Origin of the sequence: Selenomonas sp. oral taxon 136, assembly GCF_001554015.1 — a bacterium.
GTDB classification, from domain to species: Bacteria; Bacillota; Negativicutes; order Selenomonadales; family Selenomonadaceae; genus Centipeda; species Centipeda felix.
On record NZ_CP014239.1, the window covers coordinates 1798234 to 1821370 of the forward strand.

A 23137-nucleotide genomic window follows, 5' to 3' on the forward strand; every position below is an offset into this window, starting at 1 on the left:
TATTTATATAAAGGAGAGATTTCTATGACGAAAGCGGAAGCCTCTGCGCGCATGACGGATGTGCTCGCGAAGTTCGTAGCGTACACGGGGAAGCGCTTGCCGGATGATGTGCGGGCCAAGATCGCCGAACTCGCTGGTGAGGAGGATGCTCCTTTGGCGAAGTCAATCTATGAGACGATGGAGAAGAATCAGGAACTTGCGATGAAGCTGAACCGCCCGAGCTGTCAGGACACGGGCGCGGCGCAGTTCTTCCTGAAATGCGGGGCGAACTTCCCATATATGGGCGCGATGGAGGAGATCCTGTACGCGGCTGTCGTACAGGCGACGGCGGACGCGCCTCTCAGACACAACGCCGTGGAGACGTTTGACGAGTTTAACACGGGCAAGAACGTCGGTAAAGAGATTCCGTCGATTTTTTGGGAGATCGTGCCTGACCGTGACGATATCGAGATCCATACCTATATGGCGGGCGGCGGCTGCACGCTGCCGGGCAAGGCAATGGTGCTGATGCCGGGCGAGGGCTACGAGGGCGTGACACGCTTTGTGCTCGATGTTATGACGAGCTATGGGCTGAATGCCTGCCCGCCGCTGCTCGTTGGCGTTGGTGTCGGCACGTCGGTCGAGGTTGCGGCGCTCCACTCAAAGAAGGCACTCATGCGCCCCATTGGGTCACACAATCCAAATCCGCGTGCCGCTAAGATGGAGCAGCTGCTCGAGGACGGCATCAACGCCATCGGGCTTGGTCCGCAGGGACTGATGGGCAAGCACTCCGTCCTCGGCGTCAACATCGAGAACAGCGCGCGCCATCCGTCCGTAATCGGCGTCGCCGTAAACGTCGGCTGCTGGTCGCATCGGCGCGGACACATCATCTTTGACAAGAATCTTGACTATAAGATTCTCTCGCATGCGGAGGTGGATTTCTGATGGAGAAGAAAGTTCTGACGACCCCGATTCAGCCCGAAGATCTCGCGGACATCAACGTTGGTGATGTGATCTACCTCACCGGGTATCTCACAACCTGCCGTGACGTGGCGCATCGCCGCGTCATCGAGGAGGGGAGGAAGCTTCCCGTCGATGTGAAGAACGGTGCCATTCTCCATGCAGGCCCCATCATCCGTAAACGCGGTGAGGGAAAATATGAGATGGTCACGGTCGGACCAACAACCAGTATGCGCATGGAGAAATTCGAAGAGGCGTTTATTGCTGAGACGGGGGTACGGCTCATCATCGGCAAGGGCGGCATGAAGGACGGCACAATGCGTGGCTGTCGTGACCATAAGGCGCTCCACTGCGTCTTTCCGGCTGGCTGCGCCGTCGTCGCCGCAACCTGTGTCGAGGAGATCGTGGACGCGAACTGGCTCGACCTTGGGATGCCCGAAACGCTCTGGACGTGCAAGGTGAAGGAGTTTGGTCCGCTCATTGTCTCCATCGACAGCCACGGGCGCAATCTATTTGAGGAAAACAAGGTGATCTTCAACGAACGTAAGGAAAAGGCGTGCGAAGAAATTTGTAAGCAAGTTGGGTTTATCAAATAAACATGCAAAGAAAACGGCGGCACATCGGTACGAATGACTGATGTGCCGCCGCTGCTGTATCACACGTGCTCACTTCCAGACGGACTCCGCGATCTCCTTGATGAAGCGCAGTTTGTTCCACTGCTCCTCCTCCGTCAGGAGGTTTCCCTCTTCGGTCGAGGAGAAGCCGCACTGCGGGCTGAGACAAAGTTGATCGAGCGGGACGTGCTTTGCCGCCTCGTGGATGCGTGCGACAATATCCTCCTTCTTTTCGAGTGTACCCGATTTCGAGGTGACCAGTCCGAGGACGACGCGCTGATCCTTGATATAGTCGAGGGGGGCAAACCCGCCTGCACGGTCGGAATCGTATTCGAGGAAGAAGCCGTCGACATGGCAGCCGCCGAAGAGAATTTCTGCGACGGGCTCATAGCCGCCCGAGGAGAACCATGTTGAGCGGAAATTCCCGCGGCAGATGTGCATGGTGATCGTCATGTCCGCAGGCTTTGCCTCCAATGCACGGTTGATCATCGCGACGTAGGCGCGCTCGATGCGGTCGAGGTCGAAGCCGCGCGCCTCGTACGCTGCACGCTTCTCCGGGTCACAGAACTCGCCCCAGGATGTGTCATCGAGTTGCAGATAGCGGCAGCCCGCCTCGTAGAATGCACGGATTGCCTTCTGATAGGCGAGGGCGATGTCCTCAAAGAGCGCATCCTCGTTCTCGTAGCGCGGAATCGGCGCGTAGTCCGTCGCACGCACGCAGCAGATGAGGTGCAGCATGCTGGGCGAGGGGATGGTCATCTTTGCGACGGCATCCCCTGCGAGATCGTTCAAAAACCGGAAGTGGTCGAGGAACGGATGCGCTCCGAAGTCCACCTTGTCCACAATTTTTACCGTCGCCGCCTTTGGCTGTGCGCCCTTGAACGCGACCGACCAATGCGCAGCGCCAACCTCCTCCACGCCGCCCAGTGCTGCAAGAAAGTCCAGATGCCAGTAACGGCGGCGGAACTCGCCGTCCGTGACCGCGCGCAGCCCAACCTCCTTCTCCTTTGCGACGAGGTCACGGATTGCTGCATCCTCCGCTGCACGCAGTTCCTCTGCGCCTGCATTTCCTGCGGCGTATGCCTCACGCGTCTTCATGAGTGCGGCGGGGCGCAGAAAGCTCCCCACAATGTCATAGCGAAATGGTGCTTTTGTTTTTGTATGGTTCATTGTCATTTCCCCCCTGATGTACGATTGAAACAATGTCATTATACCACAGACATTCATATCTATGCGAGTAACAAATGGTACAGAAAAAGCAGTCTGCTCATCGACAAACTGCTTTTTCTATGACACGGGGGTCAGATTCTGGCGACAGGATCAAGGGCCTTGATCTCGCCCGTGGCAGTCATTTTGACGCTTGTGCCCTCGGGCAGTCCTGTGAAGATCACAAGGCAGGCGTCCGATGTCGCGTTGGCACGGATGTAGTCGATGTCGAACTCCATCAGCTTGTCGCCTTTCTTTACCTGCTGTCCTGCCTTGACAAAGACGTTGAAGCCCTTGCCTCCGAGCGCGACGGTGTCGACACCGATATGGAGCAGGTACTCCGTGCCGTCCGCACTCTTCATGCCGATGGCGTGCTTCGTGTCGAAGACGAAGACGACCTCACCATCGGCGGGGGCGAGTACCTCACCAACCGTCGGATAGACGAAGAAGCCATCGCCCATCATCTTGCTCGCGAACGCATCGTCCGGTGCCTCCGTGATCGGATGCACCGTTCCTGTGACGGGGCTGCAGAGCGTATGCGTTTCTCCTGCGGAGGGCGGTGCAGTCTCTTGTGCCGCCGCCTCGGCGGGCTTTTCCTCAGCAACTGTGGCGGGGGCGTCCTCCGGCTCGACCTCGGGCGCTGTCTCAAGGTAGGTCTCAAGATTGGACTTGATAACGGCAACCTGCGGTCCATAGATGACTTGTACGCCCGTACCCTTGACGATGACGCCGACGGCACCCGTCGCCTTGAGGATTTTTTCATCCACGAGGGACGCATCTGCGACGGAGCAGCGCAGCCGCGTTGCGCAGCAGTCGACCGAGGTGATGTTACGCTTGCTGCCGAGCCCCTTGGCGATTGCCGCGCTCTTGGCATCGAAACCTGCCTCACCGCCGGCAGCACCGCCCGCTCCCTCGCGTGCCTTGTAGTCCGCCTTGGTGTAGAGTTTTGTCTCCTCGTCATCATCCTCACGCCCCGGCGTTTTGAAGCCGAAGTGCAGGATCATCCAGCGGAAGATGAAGTAGTAGAGGAAGAAGTAGACAATGCCGACGGGGATGACGTACATCCAGCTTGTCTTTGCCTCGCCCTGCAGTATACCGAAGATGAAGAAGTCGAGGAGTCCGCCCGAGAAGGTGAGACCCACGGCGATGTTCAGCATGTGCGCGATCATATATGCCGCGCCCGCGAGTACGACCTGAACGGCGAAGAGGGCAGGAGCAACGAAGAGGAACGAGAACTCGATCGGCTCCGTGATGCCCGTGAGCATGCAGGTGAGTGCCGCCGAGAGGAGCAGTCCGCCCGCAACCTTTTTCTTTTCGGGACGTGCGCAGTGGTACATCGCGAGAGCCGCACCCGGCAGGCCGAAGATCATAAAGATGAACTCACCGGAGAAGTAGCGCGTTGCATCTGCACTGAAATGTGCGACATCCGGCGAGGCGAGCTGCGCGAAGAAGATGTTCTGACCGCCTTGGATGAGTTGTCCGTCGATCATCATCGAGCCGCCGACGCCCGTCTGCCAAAACGGCAGATAGAAGACATGGTGGAGCCCGAAGGGGATGAGCGCGCGCTTGATGATACCGAAGATCAGCGTGCCGATGTAGCCCGTGCCCGTGACAAGGCCGCCGAGGGCGAAGATGCCCTGCTGTGCGAGCGGCCAGACAAAGTACATAGCAATCCCGACGAAGAGAAAGACGATGGTCGAGATGATGGGAATGAAGCGCGAACCGCCGAAGAAGGAGAGTGCATTCGGCAGGATAATCTTATGGTATCGGTTGTGTAGGAGTGCCACGCCGATACCGACGATGATGCCGCCGAAGACGCCCATCTGGAAGGACATGATGCCGCAGGAGGGGGCGATCGTCCCTTCGAGGACGCCCGGTGCGACCGTGCCGTCAGCGAGAATCTGCCCGCCGATTTTCAGCATGGCATTGCAGGATGTGTGCATGACGAAGAAGGCAATCATGGCGGAGAGCGCCGCGACCTCTTTCTCCGCCTTCGCCATGCCGATGGCGACACCAACCGCGAAGATAATCGGCAGATTGCCGAAGATCGTGCTGCCTGCACTCGACATGATCGAGAGCAACGCGTGCAGCGGTGTTCCTGTGCCGAGTACCCCGCCGAGACCGTATGTCGCGATGGTCGTCGGGTTCGTGAACGACGCGCCGATGCCGAGCAGAATGCCCGCGATCGGCAGGATCGCGACAGGCAGCATAAAGCTGCGCCCGACGCGCTGAAGCACACTAAAGATTTCATCTTTCATAGTATTTCCCCTTTCTCCCCGCCTCCACCCCGTGCATCCTCCCCTTTTGATGACACAATGTCAATGCGGCAGATGCGTTGACACGATGAAAACGGTATTGATGAAATGATATATGGAAATTATACTGTAAACGCAGAGGAAGTGCAAAAGAAAATTAGGTTTATTTGTCATAGGATATGTCAGAAATATTTTGTCCTGCGTTGAAGGTATGTTATACTTGTAACAACGCAGTGAAAACTCAGAGATATCGCTCGAAAAAATTCGTGAGATTGGACAGATGCACCACTTGCTCTGAGAATGCGGCGTATGCTATAATATGTGCGACTAATCTGCCAACAAAGGAGTGTCGGATGAAATGAGAGGCGCGGAGGCGGTTCTCGCGTGCCTGCGAGAGCAGGATGTGGATACGGTGTTTGGATACCCCGGCGGCATGATTCTGCCACTCTACGATGCGCTCTATGGGCAGACGGAGATCCGTCAGATCCTCGTGACGCATGAGCAGAATGCGGCGCACGCCGCCGACGGCTATGCGCGTGCGACGGGGCGTGTCGGCGTCTGTATTGCAACCTCGGGTCCCGGCGCGACAAACCTTGTGACGGGCATCGCAACGGCGTACATGGACTCGATCCCGATGGTGGCGATCACGGGACAGGTTGATCTGGAGATGCTCGGCCGCGATGCGTTCCAGGAGACGGATATCCTCGATGTGACGATGCCCGTGACAAAGCATAACTACAAGATTAAGAACGCTGCCGATCTCGTACCGACGATTCGCGAGGCGTTTGCACTCGCACGCAGCGGGCGCCCGGGACCCGTGCTCATCGATGTGCCGCGCAACCTCTTTTTCGAGGAGGTTGCCTATACCGCGCAGAAGCTGGTGGAGCATCAGCCCGGAAAGCCTGATGCGGATTTCATTATCTGCGCAGCGGAGGCGGCAACGGAGATCGTGAATGCAGAACGCCCGCTTGTCATCGTTGGCGGTGGTGTGATCTCAGCCGGGGCATCGGCGGAGACGGCCGCATTCATCGAGAAATACCAGCTCCCGGTGGTTCATACACTGATGGGGATGGGCGCTGTCCCCAGCACGCATCCGCAGATGCTCGGCTTCATCGGCATGCACGGAGCAAAGGCGGCGAACTACGCCGTCGGTGCCGCCGATCTCGTTATTGCGCTCGGCAGCCGCTTTGCCGACCGCCTGACGGGCAATCTCAGCAAGTTTACGGCGAACCGCAGGTTTATCCACATCGACATCGATCCTGCGGAGATTGACAAGATTGTCGGCAGCAGCATCGGACTCGCGGGGGATATGCGCGTTGTGCTGAACCTGCTCATGCGCAAGGAGCCCAAACGCGACCACACGGCATGGTGGCAGCAGATCCATACGTGGCAGGAGGAGTTCGAGGATGACTACCACGTTAACTCTCTGACTGTTCCATGGGCGCTCCATCAGGTGACGCGCATGACGGCGGGGAAGGCCTACGCCTACGCAACGGATGTGGGACAGCATCAGATGTGGGCGGCACTTCATCTGCGCGTGAAGACACCGCGGACGTGGCTGACCTCGGGCGGTCTCGGAACTATGGGCTATGGCCTGCCGGCAGCGATGGGCGCACAGATCGCGTGGGGCGATCAGCGCCGCGTGATTCACATTACCGGTGACGGCAGCATTAAGATGACGGGAAATGAGTTCTATACGATTGCACGTTTGGGGCTCCCCGTGATCTCGATCATCGCGAACAACCACGCACTGGGGATGATTCGCCAGCTACAGAAGGGGCTCTACAAGGAGCATTACATCGCCTGCGAGCTGGATCATGAGATGGATTATGTGAAGTATGCGGAAAGCTTTGGCATCAAGGCAGTGCGTGTGTCAACGCAGGAGGAATTTGCGGCGGCACTGCAGAAGGCGCTCGATGATCGGATGCATCCGCGTGTGATTGTAATGGATGTGTGCCGCAGTTTCGTGTAGCCCATGGCGAAGGGACGGTGTGTGCGATGGAATTGTCGATCACAAATGGACGGCGGACGCGCAGCGAGTGTGGTTTTTCCCTGCTCTCGACCCTCCTTGCCGTGATGATTCTGGCGGTGATCCTTGCGATTGCCGTGCCGCGCTTTTCCTCTGCACTTGCGACGGCAAACACGGTGAAGGTGCAGGCGGATCTCACGGCGCTCGATACGGCAATTGTGCTCTATCAGACGGCAAAAGGGAAGAATCCTGAGGGCATTGATGATCTGAAGGACTATGTGACGGATCTGAAGCATCTGAAGCCGCCTGCGGGGACCATTCATGCGGGGGCGCAGGAACTCTCCATGGAGAACGTCTCCTATCAGGTGGAGAAGAAGGATGGTGTCTGGCGTGCGACCTGCGCAGGCCGCACGGCGGAGGAGTACCATACGCGAAATTAGGACATCGTGGGATTGACCATGATTCCTTGGAGGAGGTTGGCGTGATGCAGGAGACAGCGCACACGTTTTGTCCGTCGCGCTGTGCTGCATCAGCCCTTCTCCTGCTTTGGTGTGCGGGCAGTCTCGGCGTTCTCTCGACTTACGGTGTGGGACTGCACGGCGGATGCGGCGTGCTCTTTACGGCGGTGCTGCTCTGGCTCTCCTATCTCGATCTGCGTGATGGGATGCTCTATGACTGCATCACAATGCCATTTGCCGTCCTCGGACTGATGGTCTCAGGACTGGACTCAATTTCAGATGCACTTTTGGGCGGGACGCTTTGCGGCGTCTTATTTTATTGCCTGTACATTGCCGCGCGCGGCGGACTTGGCGGTGGTGATGTAAAGCTCGCTGCTGGACTTGGTCTTTGGCTCGGCTGGGAGGCAGCGATTGTCGCCGTCTGGACAGCGTTCCTGCTCGGCGGCGCGGCGGCGGCGTTTCTTCTCCTCACAGGGCGCAAGAGCCGGCATGATGGGATCCCGTTTGGTCCATTTCTCGCCGTCGGTGGCTATGTGGGCTATCTCGCGGGGCGGCAGCTCTGGCAGCTCTACTGGGGGCTGCCGTGATGCGGAGGGATGCACGCGGCATGATGCTCCTCCACGTCCTGCTCGCCGCGTCGATCATGGCTGTACTTGCCGCCGTCGCACTCCCGCGTGCGCGCGCTCTTTATGTGCGGGCGGCAGTGGAGTATGAGGCGGTGCATCTCATCGGCGAGCTGCGCCGCATCCAGGCAGTCAGCCGCACGACGGCGATGCCGCTCTACATGCTTGGAGGGACGGCGGCGGGGGCGCGCGAGCCGCAGCTCTATGTGCAGGGCGGCAGCTATGAAATCGTGCCGCACGGCGGGGCAGGGCACGTTCATCGGATGCTTCCGCTCGTGCGGGTCACACAGGTGACCGCGGGCGGGAAACCTATGGCATTCGACCGCAATGGCGGCATCGGGCAGGGGAGCAATAATATGACCATTCGCATCGAGGCAGAGGGATATGCGCGGGATGCGCTGAACGTCATCATCGACAGCGCGGCACGCATCCGGCTCCAGCGCGGAGGCCGCGATGAGGAATGACGCGCGCGGCTGGGTACTCATGGAGGCAGTGATCCTCGGCTGCATTGTGCTTTCCGCCGCCGCCGTGCTCGGAATCTTTGCCCGCAGTGCGCTGCTCGCAGAGCAGTCCGCCGCGCGTGTGGATGCGGCGTTCTTGGCGCGGCAGGAGCTCTCTGGAATGGAGGCAAGACTTGAGCATGGGGCGTTTCCGACGGTCAGCGCGCCCTCGGTTCGCGTGAACGATGTGACCTATACCCTGCGTGCAGATGTTGTGCGGCAGGGAGATTTTTATGATGTGACCCTGCACCTCTCGTGGCGCGTCTTGGGGCGCGCGGAGACGGCAGACTACGTGCGGAGGATGAAGCGATATGATACGCAGGCAGCACCGTAGAGCATGTGGGGAGCGCGGCGTCGTGCTGACAGAGCTCGCCGTCAGTCTGCCGATTTTCGCGCTCCTGCTGACCTTTCTTGTCTTTGCCCTCGTGTGGGGCTGGCGCAGCTATCAGCGTACGGCCGCCGATGCTGAGCTGCGGCAGGAGATGCAGATCGCCATGGCGCGCATTACGGAGTCCGTGCTCTCTTCGTCATACGTTGCGCAGGACACGCAGGGCATCTATCGGATGCGGCACAGCATGGAGGAAAAGCATGTGGGGACGCCGCTGGATTCCTATTGGCTCACCGGCGGCGGACTGGTGTATCAGACGTCCGCTGCGCCGCTGACAGGCGGCTATGCAGGCGCAGGCGTACACATCTCGTCGTTTTCCATACGGCCGGACGCACAATGCCCGCGCCTCTATCACATCGAGATGACGGGCGAGAGCGTGGCGACGGGCAGAAGCTGCACTACTGCAACCTCCGTCTATCTGCGGGAGGATCAAGGTGGGCGGTAAAACATTTCGGTACGGGCAGGATGGTTTCGCCTCGGCGCTCGGACTGTGTATCCTTGCACTGCTTATCCTCATCGCGATGGCCGCCGCGTCCCTGACGCGCAGCGGCGGAACTGTCGCGGCGGAGTATGAGCGTGAGATGCAGCTGCGCCTTGCGGCGGAGAGTGGTGTACTGACGGCAGCAGACACGCTGGAGCGGCATTCACCCGCCGCCGGGAAACTGCCCGCAGGGGGACGGCGGAGCGTCGCCGTGCACGATATCCCCATGGCGGCGGACATCGACCTGCACGTCGTGATCGAGCCGCAGACGGACGGAACGATCTGGGTCACGGCTGCTGCTATAGATCAGCGGCATGATACGAATGTATCGGATGGTGAGCACTGGACGCGGGCGAAGATCGTCCGTGCGCAGATGGAAAAGAAGGATGGGCACTATGTTTGGCGTCGATGGTTTTAGTCTGCGCCCGCGCGAGGCGGTGGGCATCAGCATGACGGCGGAGGGGCTGCGGCTCGTCCGCCTTGCTGCGCCGGAGGAGAGGGATGGTGTGTGGACGGTCACTGCATCATCGGGAGCGGCGTGTTCCTGTGACGGAGCAGATGTCGCTTCTCTCGCTGCTGCCACCTGCGCAGCGCTGGATTCGCTTGGATGGATGCACCTGCCGCTCGGTCTTGCGCTGCCTGCGGAACTTGCCATGACGGCGGAGCGGGAATTTCCCGCCGCACTGACGGGGGCAGAGCTGCAGGCGGCACTCCTCTGGGCGATGCGAGCGGAGGCAGATAGAGAGGGGAGCACACTGCCCGCCGATCTGCGGCTCTGCTGTGCGCCTATGGAGACGGATGCCAACACACACCGCTATTGGACGGCAGCCATGGAGGAGCCCCGTGTGCAGGCATACTTTTCGGCGTTCTCTGCGCGCGGCCTCCGTCTGCGTCGGCTGACGATCTGCCCGCCCGACGGCGGCACTCTTGCCCCCTTGATTGCGGCGGCACGGGAACCGCAGATGCCGTGGGAGGAGCTGGAGGAGCACCCGGGAGAGTGCACGGCAATCTATGCGGGGCTGCTCGTTCCTAAGCCTTCCTCCTCCCTCTCTTGGCAGGCAGAGCATTGCATCTTTCCGCGTCTGCGCCGCCGCGCGCCAGAGCTGACTGCGGGAGCGGCGACGCTCTTCTTTGCCGTAGCCGTGTCGGCGGATGCGGCCGGCCTTATGGCGGAGCGCACAGCGACAGAGACGGTGCAGGAGGAGCTGCGCCTTCATGATGCAGATGTACGCCGCATGGAGGAGTATGCGATGCGGCGTGCCGCTGTGGCAGAGCGTGAGCGTGCGCTGGCGGAAGTACAGGCGGAGTCCCTGCCTCTGTGTGCACTCCTCGTACATCTCGGCACGCTGCCGCTCAAAGGCATTCAGCTCACCGCGCTGCGCGCGGGGCAGATGCTGGAGATTGAGGGGGAGGCGGAGAGCTACGAGGCTCTCGCGACAATGACGGAACAGATCGCAGAGGATGGATTTTTCCGTGCCCCGCCGGTCTTGGCGGAGGTATCACGGGAGGATGGATACATCCGCTTTGTCCTGCGCACGGATGGTGTGGGGCTGTGATGCGGCGGTGGACGAAGCGTCAGCAGATGATGGCGGCGCTGATCTGGGCGTTTTTTCTTGCCCTTTTACACGCGGCACTTCTGTCGACGTATTTTTCTGCGGAGCGGGAGGCCGCGCGGGCGGAGCGCGATGCGGCACGTGCTGTCCTCACGCGGACAGAGGTGTATCAGCGCACGGTCCACGCAGATGAGCAGGCGGAGGACAAGCTGCGTCTGCGTGAGGCACGCCTTGCGGCGGCTCTGCCTGAGGAACATGCACAGGGGGCTTTCTTTTCATCTGTAGAGCGCAGTGCCCGCCATGCCGGGGTTACACTTGTACGCATGGTTCCGCATCCCGCCGTTTCGGATGGGGAGGTCGTACGGCAGAGTGCTGAGATTTACGTGAGCGGCGATTATTTTGCGCTGATCTCCTTTCTGCGCGAGGTGGAAAGCGGGGAACGCACAGCCGTGTTCAAGGCGCTAAGTCTGACAGCGGACGGCACGATGCTCCATGCAGTGATTACACTTGAGACAGCGGCGTTGGTGGCGCACGAGTAGAGGGGTACATGAACTTTTAATTGTTCGTTGGCAGGAAAAGCACGTAATATATCGAAATTATTACAAATATATACATATATATACAAAAAACGAAGTGGGACGATTAGAGGGGGATTCACATGGGACAGCTGCGGTTTATCACGGGGGGAGAATCGCATGGCGCGGCACTGACGGCAATCATCGATGGTCTGCCGGCGGGCCTGCAGCTCTCGCGTGCGGAGCTCGATGCCCAGCTTGCGCGCCGCCAGCGCGGCTATGGACGCGGCGGGCGCATGAAGATCGAGACGGATCGCGTGCTCGTGCTCTCGGGACTGCGCTTTGGCGAGACCATCGGCGCACCGCTTACCCTGCAGGTCGTGAACCGCGACTTTGTGAACTGGACGGATCGCATGGATCCCTTCGGCACACCGACGGGGGAGCGGATCACGGCCGTGCGCCCCGGACACGCCGATCTGGCGGGCGTGCTGAAGTACGACCGCAGGGATGCGCGTGACATCCTCGAGCGGTCGAGTGCACGCGAGACGACGATGCGCGTCGCGGTCGGCGCTGTTTGCCGCCAGCTCCTCGCGGCACTCGGCATTGACATTGCCTCCCACGTCACGGAGATCGGTGGTGTGGCCGTCGATGCGGCGGCCATCCGTGCCGACGATATCGGAGTGACCAACTCCGACGATTTGAACTGCTGTGACGCGGCAGCGGGGGCGCGCATGAGAGAGCGCATCGACGAGGCAAAACTGGCAGGGGATACGCTCGGCGGCATCTTTGAGATCGTCGTGCGTGGCCTGCCCACGGGACTTGGTACGCATACGCAGTGGGATCGGCGGCTCGATGGCCGTCTGGCGGGCGCACTCATGTCCATTCAGGCGATCAAGGGCGTGGAGATTGGCGCGGGCTTTGCGTGCGCACATCTGCCCGGCAGTGAGATCCACGATGAGCTCTATATGGGCGCAGATGGACGTCCCTATCGCAAGACCAACCGTGCGGGCGGCCTTGAGGGCGGCATGACAAACGGAGAGCCGCTCATCGTGCGCGCGGCGATGAAGCCCATCCCGACCCTGATGGCGCCGCTGCGGACCATCGACCTCGCAACGGGGGAGGCGGTCTCGGCGAGCAAGGAGCGCAGCGACACCTGCGCCGTCCCTGCCGCCTCCGTGGTCGGTGAGGCGATGACAGCGTTCGTGCTGGCAGATGCTGTGTGCTCGCAGTTCAGCGCGGACAATATGACGGATCTTTTGGCGTCGCTCGCCGCCTACCGTGCACGGCTCGCCGAGGTGTGGCAGAACGCATGAAGAACATTGTACTGATCGGCTTTATGGGGACGGGCAAGACGAGCGTCGGACGCCTCCTCGCGGGACGGCTCGGCTGCGCCTTTCACGATCTCGATAAAAAGATTGAGGAGGCGTGCGGCATCCCGATTCCACAGATCTTCGCGCAGCATGGCGAGCCATATTTTCGCGCACGGGAAAAGGAAGCCGTACGTGCTGCCGCCGCGCGGAGTGGGCTCGTCATCGCAACGGGCGGCGGAACGGTCAAGGATGCTGGGAACGTTGCGATCCTGCGTGAAAACGGTGTCCTTGTCGCGCTGACGGCCGATGTCGATACCATACTGCAGCGGACAGCGGCACGCGGCGCGCGCCCCGTACTCGATGGTGCCGATGCGGGCGACCGCCGTGCTGCCGTTGTGCAGCTGCTGGAGGAACGCCGCACCCTCTATGCGGGGGCGGACATTACAGTGGATACGAGCCGTCGTTCGCCGCTCGAGGTGGCAGAGTACATCGTACAGGCGACGCGGATATGGAGAAAGTGATATGAGACGTACGGTAGAGGTCGCGCTTGGTGCGCGCAGCTACGCCATCGAGATCGGCAGCGGGATGGATGAAATGCTCACGGCGTTCGTCCGTGGGGCAGGATACTCCGCACGCGGCATGATCGTCACGGATACGAACGTCGGCCCGCGCTATGCTGCCCATACGGCAGAGCAGATCGCACGCGGCGGCGTGGATGCTGCGATCGTCACCGTCCCTGCCGGAGAGTCCTCGAAGAGCCTTACCATAGCGAACGACCTCTATACGCGTGCGATTGAGCTGAGGCTCGACCGCAAATCGCCGATCTTTGCGTTCGGCGGCGGCGTCGTCGGCGATCTTGCGGGCTTTATCGCCGCAACCTACATGCGCGGCGTGCCATTTGTGCAGCTGCCGACGAGCCTCCTTGCACAGGTGGACTCGAGCGTCGGCGGCAAGGTCGCCGTCAACCATGCACTTGGCAAGAACCTCATCGGTGCATTCTACCAGCCCGACGCCGTCATCATGGATCTCGACCGTCTGCGGACGCTGCCTGCGCGCGAGATCGCGACGGGGCTCGGGGAGATCATCAAGTACGGCGTTATTGCGGATGCGGCGTTCTTCGCATGGCTGGAGGAGCATCGTGACGATGTGCTCGCACTCACTCCCACAGCGGCATCTCACATGATCGCGCGCTCCTGTGAAATCAAGGCAGACGTCGTCCGTCAGGATGAGCGCGAGGGTGGCCTGCGCCGCATCCTGAACTTCGGACATACCATCGCCCATGCGATTGAGAAAGAGACGGGTTACACGCACTACCGCCACGGCGAGGCAGTCGCCATCGGCATGATCGGCGCGGCGCGCATCAGTACGGCGATGGGACTCCTCCCTGCGGAGACGTGTGCGCGCATCGAGCAGCTGATTGAAGCGATGGGGCTGCCCTGCTCTGTCGAGGGAGCGTCGCCGGATGCGATGTACGACGATCTCTTTCATGACAAAAAGACTGTGGATGGGCGGATTCACTGGGTCCTCGCCGAGGACATCGGCAGGGTATGTGTGCGCAGCGACGTACCCGAGGAGATCGTTCGCGAAAATATTTTAGGACTTTTTACCCCCCCCGTCCGCTATTAAAAAAAGCATTCAATGAAACGAAACAATAGACAGGAGGTGACGGATGTATGAAGCGAAGCGTGATGTTTTTTCTGTCCCTTGCACTGCTTGTGCTGGTTCTGGGCGTTGGGAGCAGTGCGTCGGCAGAGGATGAAACGCTGACGTGGGAATACTGGCAGGAGAATACCGTTGACACCAATGTCAAGGCGATGAAAGCGCCGCCCTCCTTTTCCTCGAGCGATGGGACGTGGGTGCCGTTCGACCCGCGTGAGGGGGCCTCTGCTCCCGAGGGAACGCGCAGCGCATGGCTGCGTGTCCATGTCCCGGCGGATATGCGGGGCGATGAGAGCTTCTTCTTCGCGACCATTGATCAGTCCGTCCGTGTCTATCTGGATGGATCGGCCATCTACCGCTATGGGAGCAGCGATCCGCAGCTGGAGCAGTACGGGCGTAAGTGGCATCTCGTCAATCTGCCCGCGTGGGCGGCAGGACGGGAGCTCATCATCCGCGTGACCTCGGACAATCCGTGGGTACTCACACAGCTCAACCGCGTGCATATCGATAAGGAGTCCGAACTCGTCAAGCGGCTTTTTATTTATGACTTTCCCTATGTTGCGGGGCTGACGGCCATCGTCATCTTAATGATGGTGATCGGCGTGTACTTTGTCGTCGATGCGGCACGGCGCGGCATCTATCTGCGTCTCATGCTCCTCTTGACGACGTTCTTTGTCTGGATGTTCAGCTCCTCGAACCTCATCTTCATGTGGATGGACTGGCCGGTTTTGTGGTGGCGCACAGAGCTGATCTCATCCTTCCTGCTGCCTATTGCGGGCAGCATCCTCCTCGTCGAGGTCGTGAACCGGCAGTATCGCTTGTGGATCATGCGGTTGAACAACATCTTCGTCGTGCTCCTCGTGGTCGGCATCATCGCTGAAATGATGGGGCAGTTCGGCCTCTACATGATGCGGTTCCCCTACGTGCCGGGACTCGCCGTCTGGGGCAGCTACGTCGCATACGCACTCTGGAAGTCGAGCAAGGCGGGCAACAAGCACGCCGCAGCTCTCCTGATCGCCCTGCTCATCATCGTGCCGCTCGGCATCATCGATGCGCTTGCATTCCAGTATCGGCTGTATGAGGCACAGACCTCATTTACACCGTTCAGTATCTATACGATCTCTTTCTTTATCATCCAGCTTATCCTCGACCGTGCGGAGTCCGAGCGCCGGCTCATGGAGCGCTCCAACACCCTCGAGGGAGAGGTGCAGGCAGTTAAAAAGCGCATGGAGATCGATCCGCTTACGGGGGTTTACAATCGGAACAGATTCCCATCCGCGATGCGCGACTTCACAAAGATCGCGCGAGATACAGGTGAGCCGCTCTCCCTCGTCATGTTCGACATCGACCACTTTAAGTCGATCAACGACACGTACGGACACGATGCCGGCGATGAGGTGCTCTTTGGCTTTGCACAGACCATCCGTTCCTTCCTCGATCGGCGGCACATACTCATTCGTTGGGGCGGTGAGGAATTCATCCTGCTCTGCCTGCACTATGACGGTGCAAAGGCGCAGGCATTTGCCAATCAGATCCGTGAGGGGGTCGCCAAGGCACGGCTGCTGACGGCGCGGCAGGTGACATGCAGCGGCGGCATCGGTGTCTGGCATGGTCCGGACGACGATGCCGCCGCGCTCGTCAAGCGTGCAGATACCGCTCTCTATGCATCGAAGGAGGGGGGGCGCAACCGCATCAGCTGCGAGCCGAAGGATGGGAAGACCCGCATGCCGCCGCCCAGCCCACAGGAATAGGCCCCGGCAAAAGAGAAGCAGGGGGAACATACAAAGAGCAATATAATGAATTTGCAGTGGCGCTAAAAAACGCTTGCACAGAAATCCATCTTATGATATAGTCACTGAGTATGTGTATGGGTGGTCCGCTGGGCGGCAGAGGGTCGCGTATGAACGCCCGATCGAAGGAGGAAAACGTATGAACATCATCGAAGTCCTGGAGAAGGAACAGCTCCGCTCGGATATCCCGCAGTTCGCGCCCGGTGACACAGTACGCGTCCATGCCCGTATCGTCGAGGGCACGCGTGAGCGTATCCAGGTGTTCGAGGGCGTTGTCATCGCCCGCCAGGGCACGGGTGTCCGTGAGACCTTTACCGTGCGCCGCATCGCATCGGGCGTCGGCGTCGAGCGTCTCTTCCCCGTGCACTCTCCACGCATCGCAAAGATCGAGGTGACGCGCCGCGGCATCGTCCGCCGCGCCAAGCTCTACTATCTGCGCGGTCTCACGGGCAAGGCAGCTCGTATTCGGGAAAAACGCTAGGGAATCGCTGATAAAATGAAGTCTGTCAGATTGGTGTAGATTTTTTGTCCTGTCAAGGAGACAAACCGGACGCATAGCCAAAGCTATGTGGAGGATTTGTCGACGATGGCAGGGCGAAAAAGATGCGCCAAGATGACAGGGCTGAATTTATCAGTGCTTCCCTAATCGATGGAAGATGGGGACTGCTGCGGCAGTCCCTATTTTTCGCGTTTCTTTCATCTTTTTTCTTAGGAATCAGGGATAAAATAAAGAGGTAGATTTTATCCGTGCTTCCCGTATGGCTGGAAGGAGGCCTCTATGGAACAGGAAACATCAACGGCGTCCGAGATCAAAGACTGGATTGTCTCCATCGTCGTCGCCGTTGCTCTTGCGATGTTCATTCGCACCTTTATCGTCGAGCTCTATGTCGTTGACGGGCCGTCGATGCGCCCGACGCTCGAATCGGAGCAGCGCCTTGTCGTCAACAAGTTCATCTACCGGTTCCATCCGCCCGAGAAGGGGGACGTACTCGTCTTTCAGTATCCGCGCGATCCGAGCCGTGACTTCATCAAGCGAGTGATCGCCGTGCCGGGGGATACGATCGAGATCCGCGAGGGGCGCGTGCTCGTCAATGATCAGCTGCTCACAGAGGACTATATCCTCGAAAAGACGCGGAGCGAGTACCCCAAGGCGACTGTGCCCGAGGGACATATCTTCGTCATGGGCGACAACCGCAACAACTCTGAGGACAGCCGCTTTGCCGACGTGGGATTCGTTCCGTACGATCTCATCAAGGGGAAGGCGATGCTCGTATTCTGGCCGATTTCGGCGTATAAGACGCTCTGACGGAGGACGACGCGATGCGCTTTGTATCATGGAATGTCAACGGCCTGCGCGCCGCACTCAAAAAGGGATTTATGGAGGCGTTCAAGGAGCTTGACGCCGACGCCTTCTGCCTGCAGGAGACGAAGATGCAGGAGGGGCAAGCGATCCTCGATCTGCCCGGCTACGAGCAGTATTTTTACAGCGCAGAGAAAAAGGGCTACTCGGGCACGGCGATCTTTACGCGCGTGAAGCCGCTCTCCGTGGCGTACGGCATCGGCATCCCCGAGCACGATCACGAGGGGCGCGTCATCACGATGGAGTTTGATGATGTCTATCTTGTCACCGTCTACACACCGAACGCAAAGCGCGCACTCGAGCGCCTCGACTATCGCATGACATGGGAGGATGCGTTCCGCGCATTCCTGCTCGATCTGCGTGCGAAAAAACCTGTCGTCGTCTGCGGCGACCTCAACGTCGCGCATACGGAGATCGACCTCAAGAACCCGAAGAGCAACCGCCGCAACGCGGGCTTTACGGACGAGGAGCGCGGCAAGTTCACGGAGCTGCTCAATGTGGGCTTTGTCGATACGTTCCGCGCGCTCTATCCCGACCTCACGGGGGCGTATACGTGGTGGTCGTATCTGCGCCATGCGCGCGAGACGAATGCAGGGTGGCGCATCGACTACTTCCTCGTCTCCGAGGAGCTGCGTGACCGCATCGCGGCGGCGGAGATCCATGCGGATGTATTCGGAAGCGATCACTGCCCCGTATCACTGACACTAAAGTAAGGGAGATTTATGGGAGCTCTGAAAGAAGAACTCGACCGCGAGATCGCGAAGCGACGCACCTTTGCCATCATCTCGCATCCGGACGCGGGCAAGACGACGCTCACCGAGAAGCTGCTGCTTTACGGCGGGGCAATCCATCTCGCGGGCTCGATCAAGTCGCGCAAGACGCAGCGTCATGCCGTCTCTGACTGGATGGAGATCGAAAAACAGCGCGGCATCTCGGTCACATCCTCCGTGCTGCAGTTCGACTATGACAGCTATCGGATCAACATCCTCGATACGCCGGGGCATCAGGACTTCAGTGAGGACACGTACCGCACGCTGATGGCGGTGGACAGTGCCGTCATGATCATCGACGCGGCAAAGGGCGTTGAGGCACAGACGCGCAAGCTGTTCCGCGTCTGCCGTCAGCGCGGCATCCCCATCTTTACCTTTGTCAACAAGCTCGACCGCTTCGGCAAGGCGCCGCTCGATCTCATGGACGAGCTCGAGAACGTACTCGGCATCCGTTCCTACCCGATGAACTGGCCGATCGGAACGGACGGCACGTATCGCGGCGTCTATGACCGCGAGAAGAATCGCATCGAGCTCTTTGCCGAGGATACGAGCCACGGGCAGGAGACGCGTGTCTCCGAGGTGTTTGAGATGGATGATCCCGCGTGGAAGGAGCGTGTCGGCGCGGAGGCCGCCGCCGCTCTTGCGGATGACATCGAGCTGCTGCGCGACGCGGGCGAGGCATTTGACCGCGCGGCGATTGATGCGGGTGAGCTGACGCCGATGTTCTTCGGCTCTGCGATGACGAATTTCGGCGTGCAGAACTTCCTTGAGGAGTATATCCGTCTCGCGCCGACCCCCGCACCGCGCAATTCCTCGGATGGTGTGATTGCGCCGGACGATGAGCAGTTCTCGGGATTCGTCTTTAAGATTCAGGCGAATATGAACCCCGCGCACCGCGACCGACTCGCTTTTATCCGCATTACCTCGGGAAAATTCGACCGCAATATGAGCGTCTGGCACGCGCCGAGCGGAAAACTTATCAAGCTCGCTCAGCCGCAGCAATTCCTCGCGCAGGATCGCCAGATCATCGACACGGCGTACCCAGGCGACATCGTGGGACTGTTTGACCCCGGCGTATTCGGCATCGGCGATACGCTCTGCGACCCCGCGCACAAGTTCAAGTTCGAGGACTTCCCCGTGTTCCCGCCCGAGCGCTTCGCACGCGTCGCGGCAAAGGATACGATGAAGCGCAAGCAGTTCGTCAAGGGCATCGAGCAGCTGACGCAGGAGGGCGCGATCCAGCTCTTTGAGCAGGTCGGTGCGGGGCTTGACAGCTATATCGTCGGCACGGTCGGCACGCTGCAGTTCGAGGTGCTCGAATACCGTCTGAAGAACGAGTACAACACGGAGATCACGATGCAGATGCAGCCGTTCGAGACGGCGCGCTGGCTCGCGTTCCCCGATGGGCGCGAGATAAAGCCCGCCGATCTGCGCGGCGCAGATCGCGGCATGTTCGTCCACGACAAGAGCGGCAACCCCGTCCTCCTCGTCAACAACGAGTGGGCACTCGGCTGGATCCGCGAGAACAACCCCGACCTCGAGCTGGGGCAGGTTCCGTTTGACCGCAGAGAGGCATAATAGAGAAACAACAAGCGGGAGATATCGTCACTGTGATGATATTTCCCGCTTTCGTATGATTATGGTAGTTCGTTCATATACCGATTCACAAAGTCCCGCATCTCCTCAAGTGCAGCGAAACTTTCCGCAAGTTCGGGCAGAACGAGCGGAAAGACATGGGGCATCTCGGGGTAGATGCTGAGCGTTACAGGCGTACCGTCCGCTGCCGCTTTTGTCGCAAGCACTTCGTCCTCTGTCAGGAGGAGATCATAGCCGCCCGTCTGGATCAGCATTGGCGGCAGTCCGCTGAGATCGGCGTGAATGACAGAGAGACGCGGGTCGTCGAGCGGAAGACTGCCCGCGTAGGGCGGTGCCTTGCGAACAGAGTCTGCGAATGGAGTTCCGGCACCGAGCATTTTGTCTTTTTCAAAATTCTCCGTGCGTGATGTGCCATCCTTGTGTTCGAAATCTACCCATGGCGAGAGCAGAAGCAGCAGGGCGGGCAGTGGAAGCCTTTGTTCTTTTAGATGGAGTGCAAGCGCGAGGGCAAGATTGCCGCCCGAAGAATCTCCGAAAACAATAATGTTTGACGGAGCGATTCCACGTGCGAGCAGTCCGCGATAGACAGCTTCCGCATCCTCCAGTGCGGTCGGATAGACGTGTGCGGGGGCAAGCCGATAGTCTACGTTGTAAACCTCTGCCGCATCCATATACGTTGCCTGACGAATGGACAGTGCACGATAGCGGTCCGTTATGCCGCCCATATAGCCGCCGCCATGCAGCAGTAGGATGACCCTCTGCGTGGCCGATTTTGTCGGCGCGATCCGCTCGACGGGCACATCTCCGATCGTAAGTTTTTCATAGATCCAACCATTGGGCGGTGACCATGGTTTTGCCGCAGTATTCTTGGCAGGGTGGTAGAGTGCGTTCATTTCTTTTTGAATGTAGTCCTGTTTCGCCTCCCCTGACAACACGATGCCGTGCTCCTGTGAAGCGGGTGCACCAAATGCACATGGGGACAGGACGGCAAGCCCGAGCGCAAACACTGCGCAGCTGATGTATTTCTTCCAGTTCTTCATGCAATACCTTTCCTTTATTTTTCTTTTGCTGCGAATGCTTCGTCGCACCATGTCAGGATGGCATCCTCGACACCCTTCTCATGCTCGTTCAGCGTCTGTCCTTCCGAGGTGATGTGCAGGCTGCGTCCGCTTTGATAGGCGATGACGATGTTATAGGCGGGATTCTGCATCGCCTCCGCCCGTGCACCGTAGTCGTTCTCGGCAGCGAGATTGTGCGCGTCGAGCATCGCACGAAAGTCTGCTTCACGCGCCTCTGTCCATGGGACGTAGTGCTCGGCGATATCCTGAAAGCGGCCGTCTGAGAACTCCTTGCCAACGAACTCGCCGAGGCAGGTGATGAAGTGCTCGCCGTCGATGCCGCGTGCCGCGAGCTCCTCAGCGGAGAGCGCATTTTTCGCGGGGACGTCGATCAGGCAGATCATACGCATGAGCGTGCCGTCTGCGACAGGATGGCGAAACTCCATCGAGAGCTGCTGTATAGGAGTGTTCTCGACGGGCGCCGTTCTTGTCGCTGGTATGGGGGCTGTCTCTGGTGCCGCCTCAGCCTCTGCTACGAGGAGGAGCAGCGGGGCGAATATGGCGGCGCAGCAGAATCGCGCCGCTTTGTGTGCAAATGTCATCGATGCCTCCTTAGCTAAACAAATCATTCAGTGCCTCGGTCATGGTCGGGTGGGTGTAGATGGCAGAGCCAAGCGCACCGGCGGTAATGCCGTGGTCGATGGCCATTTTCATGAGGTTGATCATCTCCTGCGACTCGGGACAGAAGAAATGTGCGCCGAGGACGGTGTTGGTCTTTGCGTCAACCACGGCCTTGAGCATGCCGGCGGGCTTCTTGTAGACCTGCGCCTTCGGGATGGCAGCGACCTCTAGGCGGAGAACGCGCACGTCAAAGCCTGCCGCCTCCGCCTGTGCCTCCGTCATGCCGACGCGCGAGAGTGGCGGATCGAGGAAGACGGTGTAGGGGATGGCGCCGCGATTTGCCGTTGTGCGCGTTCCGCTGCCCACAAGTTGATCCTTTACAATGCGGAAGTCGTCGAGAGAGATGTAGGTGAACTGCAGGCCGCCCGTGACATCGCCCATCGCCCATATATACGGGACGTTCGTGCGCAGATGCTCGTCAACGGCGACCGCACCGCGCTCCGTCACAGCAACGCCCGCCGCCGCAAGATTCAGCCCTTCGATGTTCGGGCGGCGGCCCGTGGCAATGAGGATGGCGTTCGCCGCAAGCGTCTTCTCTCCGTCCGCCGTCTGCACGACGACGTTCGCAGCCTCCGCGCTGTCCTCGATGCGCTGCACCTTTGCCCCCATCAGGATATGGATGCCGCGATCATTTGTATGCTGCAGGACGCGGGCGGCGATTTCTGCATCCTCACGCGGGATGAAGGCCGTGCCGTCCTGTACGACGGTGACGGACGACCCGAAGTTGGCGTAGTATGACGCGAACTCCAGCCCAATGTAGCCGCCCCCGATGATGACGAGCTTCTCGGGCAGCTCGTCCAGATCCATCATCGTCTCGCTTGTGTAGACGTGCGTACTCTCTGCCGCACCTTTGATCGGTGGGACAAAGGGAAGCGCGCCCGTATTGATGAAAATACGCTCCGCCGTGACGGTCTGCGCTCCGTCCGCTCCAACAATGCGCACAGTGTGTGCATCGACAAACGATGCCTCTCCGTCAATGACGACAGCACCCGCGCCCGTCACCTTGGCGTAGTTCTTTTCGCGCAGCATTTTCGTGAGGCGGCGTTTCTCTGCAATCGCCGCACGATAGCGCTCTGCCTTTGCCGCAAAGTCGCCGCCCGCCGCCGCCGAGAGACGCGCGCTGTACTCCAGCGACTTCGACGGGATGCAGGCGACGTTGATGCAGGTACCGCCGTAGCGCTCCTTTGACCGTTCGACGAGGGCGACACGCTCGCCCTTCTTTGCGAGAAAGCCCGCGAGCGTCTTGCCTGCCTTGCCAAAGCCGATGATGAGGTTTTGATATGTTGTATTTTGCATAGGGTGCTCCGTTTCTGTTAAACTTTGTATCACTGCAGTTATTATAGCATTTTTTGAGCCCATAAAGAGAATTATTGTGAAAAAAACGGGACTGCTGTACGAAGTTTGCAGCTTCG

At 59.6% G+C, this 23137-nt stretch carries 25 protein-coding genes; 20 read left to right on the forward strand and 5 right to left on the reverse strand.

Features of this window, described 5'->3' with window-relative positions; translation table 11 throughout:
* Positions 1 to 24: 24 nt before the first annotated feature.
* Both ttdA and ttdB read left to right on the forward strand, forming a co-directional pair.
* On the forward strand, positions 25 to 924 hold the full coding sequence (gene ttdA, locus AXE86_RS08620; protein WP_061946260.1) for a L(+)-tartrate dehydratase subunit alpha: 900 nt from the start codon (positions 25 to 27) through the stop codon (positions 922 to 924).
* The gene (gene ttdB / locus AXE86_RS08625; protein ID WP_006691129.1) at positions 924 to 1535 is read left to right on the forward strand and encodes a L(+)-tartrate dehydratase subunit beta; all 612 of its coding nucleotides are present in this window, start codon (positions 924 to 926) and stop codon (positions 1533 to 1535) included. The genes ttdA and ttdB overlap by 1 nt, the downstream gene beginning before the upstream one ends.
* A gap of 69 nt (positions 1536 to 1604) precedes the next feature.
* Here the strand turns inward: ttdB and AXE86_RS08630 are convergent, their stop codons facing one another.
* A complete protein-coding gene (locus AXE86_RS08630; RefSeq protein WP_061946262.1) occupies positions 1605 to 2723 on the reverse strand; it encodes a 5-methyltetrahydropteroyltriglutamate--homocysteine S-methyltransferase in 1119 nt (372 codons plus the stop codon).
* A 131-nt stretch (positions 2724 to 2854) separates the two neighbouring features.
* Positions 2855 to 5017, reverse strand: coding sequence for a PTS transporter subunit IIABC (locus AXE86_RS08635; RefSeq protein WP_071884717.1), 2163 nt, complete (start codon positions 5015 to 5017; stop codon positions 2855 to 2857).
* Positions 5018 to 5372: 355 nt separating this feature from the next.
* Between AXE86_RS08635 and ilvB the strand changes: the two genes are divergently transcribed.
* From ilvB to AXE86_RS08720, 18 genes are all read left to right on the forward strand, one after another.
* A complete protein-coding gene (ilvB, locus tag AXE86_RS08640) occupies positions 5373 to 6986 on the forward strand; it encodes a biosynthetic-type acetolactate synthase large subunit (protein ID WP_061946264.1) in 1614 nt (537 codons plus the stop codon).
* A 26-nt stretch (positions 6987 to 7012) separates the two neighbouring features.
* Positions 7013 to 7423, forward strand: coding sequence for a competence type IV pilus major pilin ComGC (locus tag AXE86_RS08645; RefSeq protein ID WP_061946266.1), 411 nt, complete (start codon positions 7013 to 7015; stop codon positions 7421 to 7423).
* A 44-nt stretch (positions 7424 to 7467) separates the two neighbouring features.
* A complete protein-coding gene (locus tag AXE86_RS08650) occupies positions 7468 to 8028 on the forward strand; it encodes a prepilin peptidase (protein WP_061946268.1) in 561 nt (186 codons plus the stop codon).
* A complete protein-coding gene (locus AXE86_RS08655) occupies positions 8028 to 8528 on the forward strand; it encodes a pilus assembly FimT family protein (protein WP_061946270.1) in 501 nt (166 codons plus the stop codon). The genes AXE86_RS08650 and AXE86_RS08655 overlap by 1 nt, the downstream gene beginning before the upstream one ends.
* The gene (locus AXE86_RS08660) at positions 8518 to 8898 is read left to right on the forward strand and encodes a hypothetical protein (protein WP_061946272.1); all 381 of its coding nucleotides are present in this window, start codon (positions 8518 to 8520) and stop codon (positions 8896 to 8898) included. Before AXE86_RS08655 ends, AXE86_RS08660 begins: the two co-directional genes overlap by 11 nt.
* A complete protein-coding gene (locus AXE86_RS08665) occupies positions 8876 to 9397 on the forward strand; it encodes a PulJ/GspJ family protein (protein ID WP_061946274.1) in 522 nt (173 codons plus the stop codon). The genes AXE86_RS08660 and AXE86_RS08665 overlap by 23 nt, the downstream gene beginning before the upstream one ends.
* Positions 9387 to 9851 carry a hypothetical protein gene (locus AXE86_RS08670; protein ID WP_050341410.1) on the forward strand — a complete coding sequence of 155 codons (465 nt, stop codon included), beginning with the start codon at positions 9387 to 9389 and terminating at the stop codon, positions 9849 to 9851. The genes AXE86_RS08665 and AXE86_RS08670 overlap by 11 nt, the downstream gene beginning before the upstream one ends.
* On the forward strand, positions 9829 to 10989 hold the full coding sequence (locus AXE86_RS08675; RefSeq protein WP_061946276.1) for a PilN domain-containing protein: 1161 nt from the start codon (positions 9829 to 9831) through the stop codon (positions 10987 to 10989). The genes AXE86_RS08670 and AXE86_RS08675 overlap by 23 nt, the downstream gene beginning before the upstream one ends.
* On the forward strand, positions 10989 to 11525 hold the full coding sequence (gene pilO, locus AXE86_RS08680; protein ID WP_061946278.1) for a type 4a pilus biogenesis protein PilO: 537 nt from the start codon (positions 10989 to 10991) through the stop codon (positions 11523 to 11525). The genes AXE86_RS08675 and pilO overlap by 1 nt, the downstream gene beginning before the upstream one ends.
* 119 nt (positions 11526 to 11644) lie before the next feature.
* Positions 11645 to 12814 (forward strand): chorismate synthase, encoded by a 1170-nt coding sequence (aroC, locus tag AXE86_RS08685; RefSeq protein WP_061946280.1) that lies wholly within the window; start codon positions 11645 to 11647, stop codon positions 12812 to 12814.
* Positions 12811 to 13332, forward strand: coding sequence for a shikimate kinase (locus AXE86_RS08690; RefSeq protein WP_061946281.1), 522 nt, complete (start codon positions 12811 to 12813; stop codon positions 13330 to 13332). Before aroC ends, AXE86_RS08690 begins: the two co-directional genes overlap by 4 nt.
* A 1-nt stretch (position 13333) precedes the next feature.
* The gene (aroB, locus tag AXE86_RS08695; RefSeq protein WP_061946283.1) at positions 13334 to 14437 is read left to right on the forward strand and encodes a 3-dehydroquinate synthase; all 1104 of its coding nucleotides are present in this window, start codon (positions 13334 to 13336) and stop codon (positions 14435 to 14437) included.
* 47 nt (positions 14438 to 14484) lie between these two features.
* A complete protein-coding gene (locus AXE86_RS08700) occupies positions 14485 to 16221 on the forward strand; it encodes a GGDEF domain-containing protein (RefSeq protein ID WP_061946285.1) in 1737 nt (578 codons plus the stop codon).
* Positions 16222 to 16399: 178 nt separating this feature from the next.
* Complete coding sequence (gene rplS, locus AXE86_RS08705; RefSeq protein ID WP_009754020.1) at positions 16400 to 16741, forward strand: 50S ribosomal protein L19; 342 nt, start codon at positions 16400 to 16402, stop codon at positions 16739 to 16741.
* Between the two features lie 39 nt (positions 16742 to 16780).
* Complete coding sequence (locus AXE86_RS13380) at positions 16781 to 16906, forward strand: secretion protein HlyD (RefSeq protein ID WP_232294947.1); 126 nt, start codon at positions 16781 to 16783, stop codon at positions 16904 to 16906.
* A gap of 132 nt (positions 16907 to 17038) precedes the next feature.
* A complete protein-coding gene (gene lepB / locus AXE86_RS08710; protein WP_009754021.1) occupies positions 17039 to 17566 on the forward strand; it encodes a signal peptidase I in 528 nt (175 codons plus the stop codon).
* A 14-nt stretch (positions 17567 to 17580) separates the two neighbouring features.
* On the forward strand, positions 17581 to 18333 hold the full coding sequence (locus tag AXE86_RS08715) for an exodeoxyribonuclease III (RefSeq protein ID WP_061946287.1): 753 nt from the start codon (positions 17581 to 17583) through the stop codon (positions 18331 to 18333).
* 9 nt (positions 18334 to 18342) lie between these two features.
* Positions 18343 to 19968, forward strand: coding sequence for a peptide chain release factor 3 (locus AXE86_RS08720; protein WP_061946289.1), 1626 nt, complete (start codon positions 18343 to 18345; stop codon positions 19966 to 19968).
* A 59-nt stretch (positions 19969 to 20027) separates the two neighbouring features.
* Here AXE86_RS08720 and AXE86_RS08725 read toward each other — a convergent pair whose 3' ends face one another.
* The 3 genes from AXE86_RS08725 to AXE86_RS08735 are packed head-to-tail and all read right to left on the reverse strand — an operon-like array spanning position 20028 to position 23021.
* Positions 20028 to 21026, reverse strand: coding sequence for an alpha/beta hydrolase (locus AXE86_RS08725; protein ID WP_061946291.1), 999 nt, complete (start codon positions 21024 to 21026; stop codon positions 20028 to 20030).
* 14 nt (positions 21027 to 21040) lie between these two features.
* Positions 21041 to 21646, reverse strand: a complete 606-nt coding sequence (locus tag AXE86_RS08730; protein WP_061946293.1) for a hypothetical protein — start codon at positions 21644 to 21646, stop codon at positions 21041 to 21043.
* A gap of 10 nt (positions 21647 to 21656) precedes the next feature.
* Entirely contained in the window at positions 21657 to 23021 is a 1365-nt protein-coding gene (locus AXE86_RS08735; RefSeq protein ID WP_061946295.1) for an FAD-dependent oxidoreductase, read from the reverse strand.
* Positions 23022 to 23137 lie beyond the last annotated feature (116 nt).

Excerpts from the sequence above, each read along its gene's own strand:
- AXE86_RS08630 (WP_061946262.1), bottom strand. The coding sequence starts at position 2,723 with ATGAACCATACAAAAACAAAAGCACCATTTCGCTATGACATTGTGGGG.
- ttdB (WP_006691129.1), top strand. The coding sequence starts at position 924 with ATGGAGAAGAAAGTTCTGACGACCCCGATTCAGCCCGAAGATCTCGCG.
- ttdA (WP_061946260.1), top strand. The coding sequence starts at position 25 with ATGACGAAAGCGGAAGCCTCTGCGCGCATGACGGATGTGCTCGCGAAG.
- AXE86_RS08650 (WP_061946268.1), top strand. The coding sequence starts at position 7,468 with ATGCAGGAGACAGCGCACACGTTTTGTCCGTCGCGCTGTGCTGCATCA.
- AXE86_RS08700 (WP_061946285.1), top strand. The coding sequence starts at position 14,485 with ATGAAGCGAAGCGTGATGTTTTTTCTGTCCCTTGCACTGCTTGTGCTG.
- AXE86_RS08690 (WP_061946281.1), top strand. The coding sequence starts at position 12,811 with ATGAAGAACATTGTACTGATCGGCTTTATGGGGACGGGCAAGACGAGC.
- AXE86_RS08730 (WP_061946293.1), bottom strand. The coding sequence starts at position 21,646 with ATGACATTTGCACACAAAGCGGCGCGATTCTGCTGCGCCGCCATATTC.
- ilvB (WP_061946264.1), top strand. The coding sequence starts at position 5,373 with ATGAGAGGCGCGGAGGCGGTTCTCGCGTGCCTGCGAGAGCAGGATGTG.
- AXE86_RS08635 (WP_071884717.1), bottom strand. The coding sequence starts at position 5,017 with ATGAAAGATGAAATCTTTAGTGTGCTTCAGCGCGTCGGGCGCAGCTTT.
- AXE86_RS08655 (WP_061946270.1), top strand. The coding sequence starts at position 8,028 with ATGCGGAGGGATGCACGCGGCATGATGCTCCTCCACGTCCTGCTCGCC.
- AXE86_RS08665 (WP_061946274.1), top strand. The coding sequence starts at position 8,876 with ATGATACGCAGGCAGCACCGTAGAGCATGTGGGGAGCGCGGCGTCGTG.
- AXE86_RS08725 (WP_061946291.1), bottom strand. The coding sequence starts at position 21,026 with ATGAAGAACTGGAAGAAATACATCAGCTGCGCAGTGTTTGCGCTCGGG.
- lepB (WP_009754021.1), top strand. The coding sequence starts at position 17,039 with ATGGAACAGGAAACATCAACGGCGTCCGAGATCAAAGACTGGATTGTC.
- aroB (WP_061946283.1), top strand. The coding sequence starts at position 13,334 with ATGAGACGTACGGTAGAGGTCGCGCTTGGTGCGCGCAGCTACGCCATC.
- AXE86_RS08675 (WP_061946276.1), top strand. The coding sequence starts at position 9,829 with ATGTTTGGCGTCGATGGTTTTAGTCTGCGCCCGCGCGAGGCGGTGGGC.
- AXE86_RS08660 (WP_061946272.1), top strand. The coding sequence starts at position 8,518 with ATGAGGAATGACGCGCGCGGCTGGGTACTCATGGAGGCAGTGATCCTC.
- AXE86_RS08735 (WP_061946295.1), bottom strand. The coding sequence starts at position 23,021 with ATGCAAAATACAACATATCAAAACCTCATCATCGGCTTTGGCAAGGCA.
- AXE86_RS08715 (WP_061946287.1), top strand. The coding sequence starts at position 17,581 with ATGCGCTTTGTATCATGGAATGTCAACGGCCTGCGCGCCGCACTCAAA.
- AXE86_RS08645 (WP_061946266.1), top strand. The coding sequence starts at position 7,013 with ATGGAATTGTCGATCACAAATGGACGGCGGACGCGCAGCGAGTGTGGT.
- AXE86_RS08720 (WP_061946289.1), top strand. The coding sequence starts at position 18,343 with ATGGGAGCTCTGAAAGAAGAACTCGACCGCGAGATCGCGAAGCGACGC.
- pilO (WP_061946278.1), top strand. The coding sequence starts at position 10,989 with ATGCGGCGGTGGACGAAGCGTCAGCAGATGATGGCGGCGCTGATCTGG.
- aroC (WP_061946280.1), top strand. The coding sequence starts at position 11,645 with ATGGGACAGCTGCGGTTTATCACGGGGGGAGAATCGCATGGCGCGGCA.
- rplS (WP_009754020.1), top strand. The coding sequence starts at position 16,400 with ATGAACATCATCGAAGTCCTGGAGAAGGAACAGCTCCGCTCGGATATC.